Annotated in this window: 16 protein-coding genes; 6 read left to right on the top strand and 10 right to left on the bottom strand. The window is 65.7% G+C overall.

Going from position 1 to position 14,223, the window contains the following annotated elements; genetic code table 11:
- Positions 1-23 precede the first annotated feature (23 nt).
- On the bottom strand, positions 24-569 hold the full coding sequence (locus tag QQK43_RS02990; protein ID WP_284306625.1) for a DUF6622 family protein: 546 nt from the start codon (positions 567-569) through the stop codon (positions 24-26).
- Positions 570-769: 200 nt separating this feature from the next.
- Between QQK43_RS02990 and QQK43_RS02985 the strand changes: the two genes are divergently transcribed.
- Positions 770-1,351: a DUF1439 domain-containing protein gene (locus QQK43_RS02985; RefSeq protein ID WP_234265063.1), complete on the top strand. Its 582-nt coding sequence runs from the start codon at positions 770-772 to the stop codon at positions 1,349-1,351.
- A 27-nt stretch (positions 1,352-1,378) separates the two neighbouring features.
- Here the strand turns inward: QQK43_RS02985 and QQK43_RS02980 are convergent, their stop codons facing one another.
- From QQK43_RS02980 to xisR, 7 genes are all read right to left on the bottom strand, one after another.
- Positions 1,379-3,331 carry a PAS domain S-box protein gene (locus QQK43_RS02980; RefSeq protein ID WP_284306624.1) on the bottom strand — a complete coding sequence of 651 codons (1,953 nt, stop codon included), beginning with the start codon at positions 3,329-3,331 and terminating at the stop codon, positions 1,379-1,381.
- 108 nt (positions 3,332-3,439) lie between these two features.
- A complete protein-coding gene (locus QQK43_RS02975) occupies positions 3,440-4,279 on the bottom strand; it encodes an alpha/beta fold hydrolase (RefSeq protein ID WP_284306622.1) in 840 nt (279 codons plus the stop codon).
- A 328-nt stretch (positions 4,280-4,607) separates the two neighbouring features.
- The gene (locus tag QQK43_RS02970) at positions 4,608-5,438 is read right to left on the bottom strand and encodes a proteasome-type protease (RefSeq protein WP_234265066.1); all 831 of its coding nucleotides are present in this window, start codon (positions 5,436-5,438) and stop codon (positions 4,608-4,610) included.
- Positions 5,435-8,113, bottom strand: coding sequence for a DNA mismatch repair protein MutS (mutS, locus tag QQK43_RS02965; RefSeq protein WP_284306621.1), 2,679 nt, complete (start codon positions 8,111-8,113; stop codon positions 5,435-5,437). Before mutS ends, QQK43_RS02970 begins: the two co-directional genes overlap by 4 nt.
- A 53-nt stretch (positions 8,114-8,166) precedes the next feature.
- On the bottom strand, positions 8,167-9,414 hold the full coding sequence (locus tag QQK43_RS02960) for a tyrosine-type recombinase/integrase (protein ID WP_284306620.1): 1,248 nt from the start codon (positions 9,412-9,414) through the stop codon (positions 8,167-8,169).
- A gap of 5 nt (positions 9,415-9,419) precedes the next feature.
- Positions 9,420-9,650 carry a helix-turn-helix transcriptional regulator gene (locus QQK43_RS02955; RefSeq protein ID WP_059401377.1) on the bottom strand — a complete coding sequence of 77 codons (231 nt, stop codon included), beginning with the start codon at positions 9,648-9,650 and terminating at the stop codon, positions 9,420-9,422.
- A 123-nt stretch (positions 9,651-9,773) separates the two neighbouring features.
- Positions 9,774-9,977 (bottom strand): excisionase family protein, encoded by a 204-nt coding sequence (xisR, locus tag QQK43_RS02950; RefSeq protein ID WP_284306619.1) that lies wholly within the window; start codon positions 9,975-9,977, stop codon positions 9,774-9,776.
- A 214-nt stretch (positions 9,978-10,191) separates the two neighbouring features.
- On the opposite strand from xisR, the gene QQK43_RS02945 reads away from it, so the two are divergent.
- Together QQK43_RS02945 and QQK43_RS02940 are read left to right on the top strand one after the other, a co-directional pair.
- Positions 10,192-10,503: an HU family DNA-binding protein gene (locus QQK43_RS02945; protein WP_284306618.1), complete on the top strand. Its 312-nt coding sequence runs from the start codon at positions 10,192-10,194 to the stop codon at positions 10,501-10,503.
- Between the two features lie 71 nt (positions 10,504-10,574).
- The gene (locus QQK43_RS02940) at positions 10,575-11,030 is read left to right on the top strand and encodes a helix-turn-helix domain-containing protein (RefSeq protein ID WP_284306617.1); all 456 of its coding nucleotides are present in this window, start codon (positions 10,575-10,577) and stop codon (positions 11,028-11,030) included.
- A gap of 4 nt (positions 11,031-11,034) precedes the next feature.
- Here the strand turns inward: QQK43_RS02940 and QQK43_RS02935 are convergent, their stop codons facing one another.
- Positions 11,035-11,883, bottom strand: a complete 849-nt coding sequence (locus QQK43_RS02935; RefSeq protein ID WP_284306616.1) for a hypothetical protein — start codon at positions 11,881-11,883, stop codon at positions 11,035-11,037.
- Positions 11,884-12,300: 417 nt separating this feature from the next.
- Between QQK43_RS02935 and radC the strand changes: the two genes are divergently transcribed.
- The 3 genes from radC (at position 12,301) to QQK43_RS02920 (ending at position 13,731) form a co-directional block, all read left to right on the top strand.
- Positions 12,301-12,807: a RadC family protein gene (radC, locus tag QQK43_RS02930; RefSeq protein ID WP_284306615.1), complete on the top strand. Its 507-nt coding sequence runs from the start codon at positions 12,301-12,303 to the stop codon at positions 12,805-12,807.
- Positions 12,808-13,037: 230 nt separating this feature from the next.
- Positions 13,038-13,388: a DUF2958 domain-containing protein gene (locus QQK43_RS02925; protein WP_284306614.1), complete on the top strand. Its 351-nt coding sequence runs from the start codon at positions 13,038-13,040 to the stop codon at positions 13,386-13,388.
- Positions 13,348-13,731, top strand: coding sequence for a hypothetical protein (locus QQK43_RS02920; RefSeq protein ID WP_440589171.1), 384 nt, complete (start codon positions 13,348-13,350; stop codon positions 13,729-13,731). The genes QQK43_RS02925 and QQK43_RS02920 overlap by 41 nt, the downstream gene beginning before the upstream one ends.
- Positions 13,732-13,861: 130 nt before the next feature.
- Here the strand turns inward: QQK43_RS02920 and QQK43_RS02915 are convergent, their stop codons facing one another.
- Entirely contained in the window at positions 13,862-14,173 is a 312-nt protein-coding gene (locus QQK43_RS02915) for a hypothetical protein (protein WP_284306613.1), read from the bottom strand.
- Between the last annotated feature and the right edge of the window lie 50 nt (positions 14,174-14,223).

The raw sequence follows: 14,223 nt of genomic DNA, 5'->3' as shown, positions 1-14,223 counted from the left end.
GTTTTCTCCAGTGGGTTGAGGGCTCAGGCCAGGTTGGGGGGTGTCGGAAGGGTGGGGACCGTTGTGGCCAGAGCGGTGCGCCGCGCCAGATGGAGCAGCCGCATGGCGCGACCGGCGAACAGTCCGCTGAACAGCCCGTACAGGGCACTGATGCCCCAGGCCGTGGGCGCGTGCCGAACCAGTTCCGGGTGCAGGACCAGGGCCACGCCCACGGCGTATTTGGTCAGAAAGACCGCGAGGATGAGGATCAGCGGGATCACACTGCCGGGGATGCTGAAGCGCTGCCGCACCACGTCGTAGCGGGTGCCGGCTGGCGGCGCACGGTGTGCGGTGCCGAGGTAACTCACCACCGCGGCGCCCAGCCAGACGGGGACGGCAAGGGTGTGTCCGGCGAACGTGGAGAGCACGCCGTAAAACGACAGGCTGGCCATGGCCAGGCCCATGACCAGCACGCGGCGGGAGCGGACCTCCCGCGCGAAACACTGGGTCAGACCGAGCCCGAGCAGGCCGGCCAGCAGGACGAAAACGGCAACAGGGGTGTGGCGGAGGATGTCGAGGATGGGCGGCATGGTGGGCTTCCGGGGCGAGATGGAGCGCACTGTGCCGGGTGCCGATGGCGGTCGCCACCACTTTGCGACGGGTCGCGGCTGCTGCTCGCGAAATGCCGCGCCCGTGCCGTGAAATGTCACCGCCTTTACCGGGGCGAAACCCGGCAAACGGGTGCTGGCTTCCTAGAATGGGCGCCAGCATCAGGTAGGAACAGACCGCTATGGATCGTCGGACCGGACTCAAAAGCATGGGCGCAGCGGGGCTGGCGCTGGCCTTCGGCATGGGGCTGAGCGCCTGCTCGGCCATGGCGCCGGGCCCGCGCACGGTGGAGGTCTCCGAGGCACGCCTGGCCGAAATGCTGGCGCGCCACTTTCCTGTGGACACGCGCTACATGGAGCTGTTTGATGTGTCGCTGACCCACCCGCGCCTGCGGCTGCTGCCCGCGCAGAACCGCATTGCGACCCAGATGGACTACACGCTGGGCAGCGCGCTGACCGGCGGGCGCAGCCTGCAGGGGCTGCTGGAGCTGAGCTACGGACTGCGCTTCGAACCGAGCGATGGCACGCTGCGGCTGGATGCGGTGCGTGTGGAGCGCTTCGATGTACCAGGCGTGCCGGTGGCCCAGCAACCGCGGGTCAGTCGCCTGGGTGGTGTGCTGGCCGAATCGGTGTTGCAGGACGCGGTGGTGCACCGCCTGCGGCCCGAACAGTTGCAGACGCTCGCGGGCTGGGGGTACGAACCCGGGCCGCTGCAGGTGGTGCCCGGTGGGGTGCGCCTGACGCTGATGCCGGTCAAGCGCTGAGGTCTTGCGAGGCGCTGGTCCCTTTGTTCAGATCGACGGCGGCACCGAGGGCAGGGATTCGTTGTCTTCGTCGCGCAGGGTGAAGCGGAAGGTCGCGCCTTGGCCTGGGGTCGACACCGCGGTCATCACCCCGCCATGGCGCTGGACGATGCGCTGAGCGGTGGCCAGTCCGATGCCCAGCCCGGCGAATTCGTGCGGCTGGTGCAAGCGCTGGAAAGGCTGGAAGAGCTTTTCGGCGCGCTTCATGTCGAAGCCGGCGCCGTTGTCGCTGACGCAGTAGAACGGCTGGCCGTCGACGATGTCCTCATAGACACGGATGCGTGCCTCCGGCGTTTGTGAGGTGTACTTCCAGGCGTTGTGCAGCAGGTTCTGCAGCAGGGCCTCGACCAGGGCCGGATCGGCCTGCGCCTGCAGGTGGGGCTCGACGCGCCAGTCCACGCGGCGCTCGGGCGTTTGCAGCGCCAGGTCTTCCAGCAGCCGCGTCGACACCTGGCTGATGTTCACCGGTTCGCGCCGCAGGTCGCTGCGGCCGATCTGGGCCAACTGCAGCAGGCCGTCGATGAGTTCCCCCATCTTTTTGCTGGCGCCCATGATGCGGGCCAGGTGCTTGTGGCTGACCGCGTCGAGCGCCGGGTTGTCTTCCTCCAGCGCCTGGGCAAACCCGTTGATGACCCGCAGGGGCGAGCGCAGGTCGTGCGCCACCGCGTAGGAATAGCTTTCCAGTTCGTCGTAGGCAGCGCGCAGTTTGCGCGTGCGTTCCTGGATGCGCTGTTCCAGCGAGGCGTTCAGGCGGCGGATTTCGATCTCGGCACGCTTGCGGTCGGTGATGTCCTGGGCCACGGCAAAGGCGCGCACCGCGTGCCCGTCGGCGTTGCGTTCGAATTCGGCACGGATGCCGACCCAGCGATCCTTGCCGTCGATGCGGATGCGGTAGTTGCCGTTGAACAGCGTGCTTTTGAGCGCTGCGCGCCACTCGGCCGCAAAGCGGTCGCGGTCGCGCGGATGCACGATGTTCAGCAGCTCGGTCGAGGTGTATTCCCCTTTGGGCAGTCCCAGGCGCTGGTGCGAGTTGTGGTGGGCACGGATGCGGTCGCCCTTGATGTCGGCCTCCCAGCTCGCAAACCCCGACAGGGCCTGGGCCTGCCGCAGCAGCCGTTCGTTGGTGCGCACCGTTTCTTCGGCCGCCTTGAGGCTGGTGATGTCCTGCACCACCGAGATCAGGTAGTCGGGCAGGCCATTGGGCTTGCGCACCATGGACACCGTCAGGTGCGCCCAGACCGTGCGGCCATCTTTGCGGCGGTAGCGTTTTTCCAGCGAATAGCTGCTGCGTTCGCCAGCCAGCACTTGTTTGATGAGCACCTCGTCCGGCCCGATGTCGTCGGGGTGGGTCAGGTCCTGGAAGCGCATCTGGCGCAGTTCCTCGAACGAATACCCCACCAGCCGGCAGAAGGTGCCGTTGACGCGCTGGAGCTGACCGTCAAAGCCGACGTGCGTGATGCCGGCGGCAGCATGCTCGAAGGTGTCCAGAAAGTGCTGCTGGCTGTCTCGGATGTGTTGGTTGCTTTCCTGCAGTTGCCGGTTCTGGGCCTGCATGCGCCAGATCGCCCCGACCACCACCAACTGGGTCACCAGAAACCAGGTGTTGAGCCAGAAGGCTTCGGCCGGGTTGGTGATGGCGAGCTGGAAGTACGGGTGGACGAGCAGAAAGTTGACCAGCACCATGCCCAGCAACGTGCTGAACAGGCCGGCGGCGAACCCGCCATACAGCGCCGACAGCGCGGCAGCCAGGGAAAACGTGATGAAGCGCCCGCCCGATTCGGCCGGCGCCAGCCCCTGGCGCAGCCACAGGGCGGCCAGCGTGATGAGCAGCGCCATGCCCAGCCGCTGCCAGAGGCGCAGGCGATCGGGCTGCCAGTGCAGCAGCTTGAGCCACCAGGGGCTGTCGGCGGTGGGCGCAGCTTCGGTGATCAGTCGCTTCATGAAAAGGCGCTGGGGCGCGGTGTTTGCTGCGTTATACCCAACATCTTGCCGGCGTGGTGTCGGTGACTGCACGGGGCCGCAGGCACCAGGGGCACCCGACGGGCGTTTTCAGCGGGCCAGCGCTTGCAGGCTGTTGTCGATGGCTGCCGCCGTGTCCAGCGGAATTTCCATGGGAAAGAGGTGGCTGCCGGGCAGCATGTTCAGGCGTTCAGGGTGCTGTGTGCCCACCAGACGCTGCGTCATCGCCATGCCCACCTGCTTCATTTCCAGCGATTCGGTGCCGCCCAGGAAGGCCACCGGGCACTGCAGGGGGTGCTTGCGCAGCAGGCGGTCCAGGTTGTGGGGCAGGCTGTTGTAAATGGCGGTTTCGACATCGCGGTCGAAAACCAGCTGTCGCTGTCGGCCGTTTGGTGTGTTCACGTCCACCGTGCCGTGCTCGATGTAGTCGCGCAATACCTGCGGGTCCCAGCGGGCAAAGGCCTTTTTGTGCTGAAAGTGAGCCAGTGCCTCGTCGGCGCCGGGCCAGGTGTTGCGGCGCTTGCGGCTGATCTTGCCCGGCGAGAGCGATCCCACCAACTGGGTGTGTTTGGCCAGGGCCAGCGCACGGGCGCGCCAGCCACCGAGCACGGGCGAGTCGAGCAGCAGCACCCCGCGCACCGGGTGGCCACCCAGCGTCGGGTGGCGGGCGGCGCACATGAGGCTGAGAAAGCCGCCCAGCGAATGCCCGACCAGCCAGGCACCCTTGCCATGCCGCTCGATCTCGGGACCGGCGAAGTCGGCCAGCTGCTGTACCAGGAGTGGCCAGTTGCTGGTGACCGGGTACTGGGGTGCATGCCCGAACTTCTCCACGGCCCGCACCGTGTAACCCCGCGCGCGCAGGCTGCGAAAGAGCACCCCGTACGTGCTGGCTGGGAAGCTGTTGGCGTGGGAAAAGATGATCAGCGGCATGGTTCAAGAATGCAGGGAAGCGTCAGCAGCGATCTGCGAGGCGGTGGCGTGAGGGCAGTGACTCCAGCCAGGGTGACTCTGCTGGATGCCCGCCTGCGCGGGCATGACGGCGCTTCGCCCGCGACCCGCGCAGCAGTGGCGCATGGGGGCCAGAATCCCGCGCCGGGCCGTTCCCAAGCGGGATTCGCACCCCCTCGGGGGGCAGCGACCCGCGCAGCAGTGGCGCATGGGGGCCAGAATCCCGCGCCGGGCCGTTCCCAAGCGGGATTCGCACCCCCTCGGGGGGGCAGCGACCCGCGCAGCGGCTGAGCGTGGAGGCCCACATCTTTCAGATCAGCTTTTCCTTCGGGCTGCTGATCTTGCGCAGCGGCAGTGCGCGCGCGCCTTCGCAGCGCAATGGCACTTCGGTGTGACTGCCGTCCCAGGTGGGATGTTCGATACCGTCGAACACCTCGCGCAGCTTCTCGCCCCAGACCCGGCGCACCATCAGGAAATACGGGTTGTTTTCGTCGATGCAGGTGATCTTGTCGCTTTGCAGGCGGTCGGCCTCATAGACCACGAGGTCCAGCGGCAGGCCCACCGACAGGTTGGACTTGAGGGTGCTGTCCATCGACACCAGCACGCACTTGGCGGCTTCGTCCAGTGGCGTGTCGGGGGTGATCACGCGGTCCAGCACCGGCTTGCCGTATTTGGATTCACCGATCTGGAAGAACGGCGTTTCGGGCGTGGCCTCGATGAAGTTACCGGCCGAATAGACCTGGAACAGGCGCATGCCTTCGCTGCCGATCTGGCCACCAAAGATCATGGACACGTTGAAGTCCACACCGGCGTTCTTGAGCGCCTCGCCGTCGCGTTCGAACACGTGGCGCACGGCGGCGCCCAGCACCCGTGCGGCGTCGAACATGCTGCGGGCGTTCCAGATGGTGATCGGCTCGCCGCCTTCTTCATCGGGCGGCAACTGCTCGATCTGCAGGATCTCGCGCACCGACTGCGAGATGGAGAGGTTGCCAGCCGAGAGCAGGCACATGAAGCGGTCACCCGGCTTCTCGTAGACGATCATCTTGCGGAAGGTGCTGATCTGGTCCAGCCCCGCATTGGTGCGGGAGTCGGAGAGAAAGACCAGGCCGGCCTTGAGCTTGACGGCAACACAGTAGGTCATGGGTTTCCAGCGATTTTTTTGAGGGTGTAGAGCTGCTCCAGCGCTTCGCGGGGCGACAGGGCGTCCGGGTCGATGGCGGCCAGTGCGGCCACCACCGGCGGGGTTTCGGCTTCGGGGGCGGCTGGCGGCGGCGCGAACAGGTCCACCTGCGAGCGGCTGCTTTCGCTGTGCGATTCCAGGGCCGCCAGCGCATGGCGCGCATGCTGCACCACGGCCGCCGGCACGCCGGCCAGGCGGGCGACCTGGATGCCGTAGCTGCGGCTGGCGGGCCCGGGTTCGATCTGGTGCAGGAAGACGATGCCGGCCTTGCCACCGCCTTCGGCCGCGCTCACGTGCACGTTGACGGCACCGTGGTGGCTGGCGGGGAATTCGGTCAGCTCGAAGTAATGGGTGGCGAACAGCGTGAAGCAGCGCGCCTTGTCATGCAGGTGGGCGGCGATGCCCCCGGCCAGCGCGAGGCCGTCGAAGGTCGAGGTGCCGCGGCCGATCTCGTCCATCAGCACCAGCGAATAGGCGCCCCCTGGACGGGGCTGTGCCCCGTCCTCCCCCCGAGGGGGGGCCGTAAGCTTGGGGCGGCCCGGCGCTTCCTTCGGTGTGACCGCGTTCAGGATCTGCGCCGCCTCGGTCATCTCGACCATGAAGGTGGATTGCGCGTTGGCCAGGTCGTCGGCGGCACCGATGCGGGTGTGGATGGCGTCGATAGGGCCCAGCCGGCAGCTCTGCGCCGGCACGTAGCTGCCCATGCCGGCCAGCAGTACGATCACCGCCACCTGGCGCATGTAGGTGCTCTTGCCGCCCATGTTGGGGCCGGTGATGACCTGCATGCGCGCCCTGGGGCCGAGCACGGTGTCGTTGGCGATGAAGCTGCCGCCCGAGGTCTCGTTCAGGCGCGCTTCCACCACCGGGTGGCGGCCGCCGCGGATTTCGATGCAGGGCTCGGGCGTGAAGGCCGGTTCGCTCCAGTTCAGCGTGAGCGAGCGCTCGGTGAGCGCACACAGCGCGTCCAGCGCGGCCATGGCGCGCGCCAGGCGGGTCAGCGGGTCGATGAAGGCCTGCAACTGGTCCAGCAGGTGTTCATAGAGCCACTTTTCGCGTGCCAGCGCCCGCTCCTGCGCGCTCAGGGCCTTGTCCTCGAAGGCCTTGAGTTCGGGGGTGATGAAGCGCTCGGCGTTTTTCAGCGTCTGGCGGCGGCGGTAGTCGTCGGGCACCTTGTCGATCTGGCCCTGGGTGACCTCGATGTAGAAGCCGTGTACCTTGTTGTATTGCACGCGCAGGTTGGCGATGCCGGTGCGCGCGCGTTCGCGGGTCTCCAGGTCGATGAGGAAACCGTCGCAGTTGGTCTGGATGGCGCGCAGCTCGTCGAGTTCGGTATCGAAGCCGTCGGCGATCACGCCGCCATCGCGCACCAGCGCCGCCGGTTCGGGCTGGATGGCCTGGGTCAGCAGTTCGGCGCAGCCGGCCGGTGGCATCAGATCGGCGGCGGTGCGGGCTAGCAAGGCGGGGGCTTCGGGGCCGAGGGCGCTGGCCAGCGACTGCGACAGGGCCTGCGCACGGGCCAGGGTCTGGGTCAGGCCGACCAGCTCGCGCGGGCGCACCTGGCGCAGTGCGGTGCGGGCGGTGATGCGTTCCACATCGCTGGCGCCTTTGAGCGCGCTGCGCAGGCGCTGGAACAGGCCGTCGCGCAACCGCCCGATGGCGGCCAGCCGTTCGCGGGCCTGGGTGCGCTCGCGCTGGGGCTCCAGCAGCCACTGGCGCAGGGTGCGGCTGCCCATGCCGGTGTGGCAGGTGTCCAGCAGCGACAGCAGGGTGGGCTGGGTTTCGCCGCGCAGGGTGTGGGTGAGCTCCAGATTGCGGCGCGTGTTGAACGGCAGGTCGATCAGGTCGCCACTGCGCGCCACCTGCAGGCTGCGCACGTGCGTGAGCGCCTGGCCCTGCGTGTGTTCGGCGTAGGCGAGCAGGGCGGCCGCCGCAGCGTGGGCGTCGCGCAGGTCCTGCGCGTCCCAGGCGGCCAGGCTGGCGGCCTGCAACTGTTCGAGCAGCTTGCGTTCGCCCAGCCCGGCATCGAAGGCCCAGGCCGGTCGCACCACGGCCACGGTGCGTTGGCCACTGGTCAGCGGCTGTGCCGCCAGGGCCTGCAGGCGTTTTTCGAACGTGGGCGTCACTTCGGCGCTGTAGAGCACTTCGCCGGGGTTGATCCGCGAGAGCCAGTCGGGCAGGTCGTCGCTGTCGCACTGCGCGAGGAAGACGATGCCCTGCGTGACCGAAAGCCAGGCCAGGCCCAGGCCGGTGCGCGCGCCGGGATGCACGGCCAGCAGCACCGCTTCGGCCTTTTCGGACAGCAATTCGGTGTCGGTCAGGGTGCCGGGCGTGACCACGCGCACCACCTTGCGCTCCACCGGTCCCTTGGCCGTGGCGACGTCGCCCACCTGCTCGCAGATGGCCACCGACTCGCCCAGTTTGATCAGCCGGGCCAGGTAGCTTTCCACCGAATGGAAGGGCACGCCAGCCATGATGACGGGCTCGCCGGCAGACTGGCCGCGCTGCGTGAGCGTGATGTCCAGCAGCCGCGCCGCCTTTTCGGCGTCGGCGAAGAACATCTCGTAGAAGTCACCCATGCGGTAGAACACCAGGGTGTGCGGGTACGACGCCTTGATGGCGAGGTACTGCTGCATCATGGGGGTATGCGCGGAGAAGTCTATTTTTGTCATTAAAATCAATAACTTAGGAATCACTCCGCCAGTTCTTGGTGTAATTTCGGTGTAATTTGAGCCATGTTTTGCATGCCCTCCCAGATGCGCTCAAGCTCCTTGGAGGACTCCGTGTCTATCCATCGACCGTAGACCGTCACGAGCATGGAGTAGTCCTTGTGCCCCATCTGGTTGGCGATGAAGGCCAGGTTGCCCCGCGCCGTGAGGTTCCAGCAGGCGTAGGTGTGCCGGGTCTGGTAGGCCGGGCGCGCACGGATTTCGGCGCGCCGAACCAGGTTGGCCCATTTGGTGTTCCAGGCGCTCGGCACGAAGTAGTCGTTGACGACCGCCTTGCGCGCCTGCGTCTTGGGCGACAGCAGCACGCGCACGTGGTCGGTGCGCGACTCGTGGCGGCTCAGCCAAACGGTCAGGTCGGCCGCCTCGCGTTTCTCCGCTTCGGCGACCAGCACCTTCAGGGCATCGCGTGCCGGCGGCTGCAACAGCACGGTGCGCTCCTTCTTCGTCTTGGGCACCTTGAACGTCACCGATTGCGTGATCGAGCGGCGCACGGTGATCTTGCTGAAGTCCGGCGCTATGTCCTCGACGGCCAGGGCGCACAGTTCGCCCGGCCGCAGTCCGGCATAGACGGCCACCGTCACGGCGGCCTTGTCGATCGGGTGCAGGCAACCCGTCTCGATGAGCAACAGGTATTCCTCGTAAGTCAGCGGGTCCGGGTCTTTGATGCTCTTGGTGAAGCGCACGCAGTGCTTGCCGAGTTCGCTGCAGTATTTGTTGTTCTCGCACCAGTAGAGGAAGCCGGAGAAGGTCGCCAGATAGTGGTTCACCGTGGAGACGGCGCGCGTGGCGATCAGATCCACGCGCAGCTTCTGGATGTCCTCGGGCAGCAGGGAATCCACCATGCGGCTGCGGCCGAGCGTGTCCACGCAGATGTCGAGCGCGACTTCGTAGCGCGATTGGGTTTCCGGCGTGATGTCCACGGCCTTGAGGGGCTTGTAGCGGTCGCACAGCTCGCCGACGCGCTTGCCGGGAGCCATGGTTGCGGCAGAGCGCGAGTGCGGGAAGAACTCGGACTCGTTGTAGCTGCCGCTCCTCAGCGCGAACATGGCGGCGCTGCGCAACTGGACGGCGTGCTTGATGTTGTTGCGGGTCGGCTCGAGCCGAAGCGTGTGGGTATGGCGGGCGCGTTTGAACATGAAGAAGACGCGAATCGAGCTCCCGCGTACTTCGACGCCGGGATACCCCGTATTGGTTGCCGCTGTCTTCGCCATCTGTCTTACCTCACCGTTGATTTCTCCGCTACGCCATCGAGTGGCCACTGGCCGGTCTTGAGCATGAACAGCTCGAACAACCCAGGTGGCATGGCTCGATCGCCGGCCTCCCATTGCTGCCATCCACGCATCGAGGCCCGCACGATGTGCGCGGCCTCCGTTTGCGTGAATCCCACGGCAAGGCGGGCTTTGCGGATGGCGTCGGGCGTAGGGTTGTGAGGTTTCGGGTCGTTCATGGCGCCGATAGCGAAAGCCTGAGCCGCAGGCGCGGTCGGGAGGTGCTAACGACTCGCATTATACACTCATTGAGTGTATGAAGTTCCAATTGCCTTTCGTGCTGCCTTTGCTCCCCGAAGGGGCTAGAAGGCTTTGACGAGGGCGTCGCTTTCAACCCATCGCTCGAACTCGCCAAGATTCACGAAGATGCGTCCGTCGGGGGCCTTGCGCCAGATGCGCCCCTCGATCCACACGCCGCCCTTGATCTTGTGGCGCACGGCGTTCTCGCTGTAGCCGGTGATCTCGGCCAAACGCTTGATCAGTACCCATCGACTGGCGTTGCTCATGGAGTTCTCCCGATACGGCCGCCGCGGCAGAGGTTGCCGAACCGGCATGGGGGAATTTTCCGTAGATGGCAATGCGAATGAAACCCGCACAGGCATAGAGTGGCGTAGATGGGCGTGGCGATGCAATCGGTGGCTGTTGCTACAGATTCAATTTCTTCAGGAATCGTGGCATCAGGTATAAATTGCAGATCACCTATCACTCTGAATCACCGCCATGCATCGTGCCGAACTCGTTGAAATCCTGGCTGCAAAGAACGACCTGTCGAAAGCTGCCGCCAATGCCGTGCTCGACACACTGATCGAAACCGTGCAGACCGCGGTAAAGAAGGGCGATGCGGTGCAGTTGGTGGGCTTCGGCACATTCAAGTCTGCCAAGCGTGCTGCGCGTACCGGCAAGAATCCCGCCACGGGCGCGGCGCTGAAAATCCCCGCGTCCACGGTGCCGAAGTTCGTGCCGGGCGCGAAGTTCAAGGCCGTAGTGGACCCCAAGGCCGCGAAGCGCAAGGCCGAGAAGGCCGGCAAGTAAGCTGCTCACCCTCGCGGCGATTGCCCTTGGGGCAACCGCCGCTTCGCACCATCCATCGCACAGGGTGAACGATGACTGCCTTTTCTGATGCATTCCGGGCCGAGGTCTTGCGCATGGCGCGCAAGGAAATCAAGGCGGACGTTGGGGGCCTGCGCAAGACCGTGACCGCCCAGCGTTCCGAGATCGCGGCGCTCAAACGGGATGTCAAGGTATTGACCTCTCAGTTGAAGGCCGTGCTCAAGGCAGTGGCCCGCCAGGATGGCGCAGGCAAAGCATCGGCGCCCGAGGACACCGATGCGCCGGCACGTCGCGGGCGCCGCTTCAAGTTCGATGCGCAGGTGCTGGCGGCGAAGCGCGAACAACTGGGCATCTCGCAGCAAGCCATGGCGGCCTTGCTGGAGGCTTCCATGCTTTCGGTGAGCCGGTGGGAGAGCGGCAAGGTCACGCCGCGTGCGGCGCAAGTAGAGCGCATTCAGGCTGTGCTGAAAATCGGCAAGCGCGAGGCGCGGGCCAGACTGCAGGGTTGACCGCTCAGACTTGCCTGTTCAGCCAAGCCTGCTTGAGAGCCTTGATGAAGGGCTGGGCGGCGCAAAAGGCAATCACGTTGCCTGTGGGCTTCACCCGCTCCCACTGCTGGGCGCTTTGGACGCCAATCAGCCGGTAGTCCTCGATTTTCTCGAAGGACGGCTTGATGCCGAAGATCGGACCGCCGCTCATGCCCACCAGATTGAATGGTCCATCGTGGTCCGTTGAGTCGAAATCGACCTCCGCATAGAGCCGTTGGTAGGGCGTCGGATCAAAGCCTGGCGCGGGGCCGCTGCGCTGCACCACATGAAGGGTGGCATGCCGTTTCGCCAACGCTCGTCCGTTGGCGCTCTCCACGAATTCTGAGGGGGTTCCCACCAGGAGCCAGTAGGGAAAATCTTCCAGATCGGTTTGATTCCAGATTGCTTCGGGAATGGGCCGAATGCCTTCTCTTTGCATCGCTTCGACGGCCAAAGGACTCAGCTTGAAGGCGGCATAGTCCATGCCCTTCACATCGTCGTCAAAGTAGATGACGTCCTTGTCTGGATCGAAGGCGATGTTGTAGAGCACCTTCATGTCGGTGCCGGGGTGAGGCTTGGGGTTGACGGTCGAATCGTCAATCGCCCAGTCTCTCGGCATGGCTCCGCGCGCAATCGCTTTTTTCAGATCACCGAACACATGACCGGCAGTGACGGCGATCCAGTCATTGTCGATCTGGGCCACGAAGGCGCTGAAGTGATACATCGGCGGCGTTCCTCCGTTGGCTTCCACTGCATCGGGCCGATGGTCGCGGTAGGTGATGTTGATAACGTGCCGGTGCAGGGGATGCAGAAATGCTTCTCCAAGCTCGATCATGCTTGTCTTTCCGTGGGCTCTTTTGAGGGTGAAGCCCAATATTTGAGGGCAGCTTCTCGTCGCACAAGATGGAACTGCGATTGCAGGCATTTGTGCGTCCCGGCGTTCCGCCGTCGGGCTCGCGGGCTGCGCCCCGCGCTTCGTGCCGAATCGCGGCCATCCGGCTTTGATCCCTGACGCCTCCGGCCCGACCCTCTGCGCTGGGCCTGCGCGCTGCGCTTGCCGCAATACCGGGAGGCGGGGTGCTGGGGGCGGCTTGCTGTTCCCTTCACCGTACCACGGCGTGCTCGCCGTCAAGGGCGGCGCCTGCTCGCAGGCTTGCGGCCTCACGGCCGTCTTCGACCCCTGACTGCTTGCGCTGCGCCGTGCTGGCGACGGTTCCGGGCAATCCCGCCCGATTCCGAACCGGAGCCGATCATGTCGCTGCTATCTTTTTCTTTCGATTCCTCCCTGCTGGTGCGTGACGTCGCTGGCAGCTATCGTGCGGCCGAGCCCAACGAGGTGCTGCAGGCAGCGCTGCGGGTGCTGGCGGGTCAGTTGCGCGGCAGCGAAGCGCTGTCTTCTCCGCAGGTGGTACGCGATTTTTTGCGAATCAAGCTCGGGACGCTGGAGCACGAGGTGTTCGCGGTGATCCACCTGGACGCACAGCATCGGGTCATCGAGTACGTGGAGATGTTCCGCGGCACGGTGAGCCAGACCTCGGTGTATCCGCGCGAGATCGTCAAGGAGTGCCTGGCGCGTAATTCGGCAGCTCTGATCCTGGTGCACAACCACCCCTCGGGCGTGGCCGAGCCTTCGCGTGCAGATGAACTGCTGACCCAGACGTTGAAGAACGCTCTGGCGCTGGTGGATGTACGGGTCATCGACCACCTGATCGTGGCCGGGCCGGCGATCCTGTCATTTGCGGAGCGTGGCCTGCTTTGAACCCCGGGGGCTCAGCCTCTTTTTGCTGCGCTTGCCGACACCGGGTGTGGCTGGGTGCCGGGTGTGGCGGCTTGCTGTTCTCCCATCGTGCCACGGCGTGCTCGCCGTGCAAGGGCGGCGCGCCGTGGGCGCTTGCGGCCTGCGGCCGTCGTGGACCCTTGACTGCTTGCGCTGCGCCGTGACCCGGAGGGGCTGGGCAATTCCGCCCGGCAACCTTGCAGGAGTTCAGCATGAACAACGCATTCATCACCGACGAGCAGCGTGCGCTGCTGCTGGCCAACGGCCGCGAAACCTTGGAAAACCCGGACTTCGATCCGGCCCCTGTGGTCAAGCTGTTCACGCCCGATGCCGGCGCGACCTGGCTGCTGACGGAGATTGACCCCGACGACCATGACCACGCTCACGGTCTTTGCGACCTGGGCCTGGGGATGCCGGAAATCGGCTGGGTCAGCTTGGCCGAATTGGCGAGTTTGCGCGGGCGCTTGGGCCTGCCCATTGAACGCGACCTGTATTTCCGGGCCGAGAAGCGCTTGAGCGCCTATGCGCGCGATGCGCGGCTGGCCGGGCGGATCGTTGTCTGACCTGGCCCTGGGGCGCCGCAAGGCGCTCCTTGTGCTTTCTCAATCATTTCAGGAGATCATGGCCATGAGCAGCCATCACGACTACATTCTCGAAATCACGGCGCAGCACGATGCGCTCAAGCCGTTCGCGCCGGAGAACGGCCAGCCGCTGCGCTTTGCGATTGGCGATGCGGTGATCTTCACCAATGAGTTCGGCGCGCAGTTCCGGCTCCGCGTCACCGGGTTCTACCGGCCTACGGGGCTTTCGGGGATGTACGTGCGCGGTGCGCGCTACCTGCTGGACTCGTCTTCGCCGTGGATGCCGGTTGCGGAATCCAGCCTGCGTCCTGACAACTCGGCCTGATGCCTTCGCGCCCCTGGCGGGGCGCTGCGCGCTTCGCTCGCCTCCAGGGGAAAGCCCTGCGGGCTATCCCCGCCGCGCAGGCTTGGCGCCCCTCTCGTGCAGCGAACCGGCTGGTGCCGGATCGCTCCCGTCATGCGGGCCATTCTGATGGCACGCCGGGCATGGGTGTGTTGGGTTCGTAGTCGCCCAGCCACGCGAAGAGATGTTCGATATCGCAATCCAACTGGTACAGCGTGGCCTGGGCCATCGCGTACCAGGTGGTGCCATCGTCCGTTTCCTCGGAGACGGACAGCAGAGCATTGAGCTGTGCGCGCCGCCCGAGTAGCCGTTGCATCTCGTCGCCGACCGTCTTCCGGTCGGTGCTCCAGACCAAGGTCGGCAGAAAGATGCCTCGCGGTGGCGTTTCGGGCGTTGGGGCTCCCGGTTCCATGTGATTCGGCATCGTCGTTCTCCTGAAGGTGGAGGCTTCACGATAGGGATGCCGCGCAGTTC

Source organism: Hydrogenophaga electricum, assembly GCF_030160815.1.
In the GTDB taxonomy this organism is placed as follows: Bacteria; Pseudomonadota; Gammaproteobacteria; order Burkholderiales; family Burkholderiaceae_C; genus Hydrogenophaga; species Hydrogenophaga electricum.
The sequence above is the reverse complement of the archived record's forward strand: the minus strand, read 5'-3'. Positions and strand labels throughout refer to the sequence as shown.

Excerpts from the sequence above, each read along its gene's own strand:
- QQK43_RS02935 (WP_284306616.1), bottom strand. The coding sequence starts at position 11,883 with ATGATCGAGCTTGGAGAAGCATTTCTGCATCCCCTGCACCGGCACGTT.
- xisR (WP_284306619.1), bottom strand. The coding sequence starts at position 9,977 with ATGAGCAACGCCAGTCGATGGGTACTGATCAAGCGTTTGGCCGAGATC.
- QQK43_RS02955 (WP_059401377.1), bottom strand. The coding sequence starts at position 9,650 with ATGAACGACCCGAAACCTCACAACCCTACGCCCGACGCCATCCGCAAA.
- mutS (WP_284306621.1), bottom strand. The coding sequence starts at position 8,113 with ATGATGCAGCAGTACCTCGCCATCAAGGCGTCGTACCCGCACACCCTG.
- QQK43_RS02980 (WP_284306624.1), bottom strand. The coding sequence starts at position 3,331 with ATGAAGCGACTGATCACCGAAGCTGCGCCCACCGCCGACAGCCCCTGG.
- QQK43_RS02945 (WP_284306618.1), top strand. The coding sequence starts at position 10,192 with ATGCATCGTGCCGAACTCGTTGAAATCCTGGCTGCAAAGAACGACCTG.
- QQK43_RS02985 (WP_234265063.1), top strand. The coding sequence starts at position 770 with ATGGATCGTCGGACCGGACTCAAAAGCATGGGCGCAGCGGGGCTGGCG.
- QQK43_RS02925 (WP_284306614.1), top strand. The coding sequence starts at position 13,038 with ATGAACAACGCATTCATCACCGACGAGCAGCGTGCGCTGCTGCTGGCC.
- QQK43_RS02940 (WP_284306617.1), top strand. The coding sequence starts at position 10,575 with ATGACTGCCTTTTCTGATGCATTCCGGGCCGAGGTCTTGCGCATGGCG.
- QQK43_RS02920 (WP_440589171.1), top strand. The coding sequence starts at position 13,348 with ATGCGCGCGATGCGCGGCTGGCCGGGCGGATCGTTGTCTGACCTGGCC.
- QQK43_RS02970 (WP_234265066.1), bottom strand. The coding sequence starts at position 5,438 with ATGACCTACTGTGTTGCCGTCAAGCTCAAGGCCGGCCTGGTCTTTCTC.
- QQK43_RS02915 (WP_284306613.1), bottom strand. The coding sequence starts at position 14,173 with ATGCCGAATCACATGGAACCGGGAGCCCCAACGCCCGAAACGCCACCG.
- QQK43_RS02990 (WP_284306625.1), bottom strand. The coding sequence starts at position 569 with ATGCCGCCCATCCTCGACATCCTCCGCCACACCCCTGTTGCCGTTTTC.
- QQK43_RS02975 (WP_284306622.1), bottom strand. The coding sequence starts at position 4,279 with ATGCCGCTGATCATCTTTTCCCACGCCAACAGCTTCCCAGCCAGCACG.
- QQK43_RS02960 (WP_284306620.1), bottom strand. The coding sequence starts at position 9,414 with ATGGCGAAGACAGCGGCAACCAATACGGGGTATCCCGGCGTCGAAGTA.
- radC (WP_284306615.1), top strand. The coding sequence starts at position 12,301 with ATGTCGCTGCTATCTTTTTCTTTCGATTCCTCCCTGCTGGTGCGTGAC.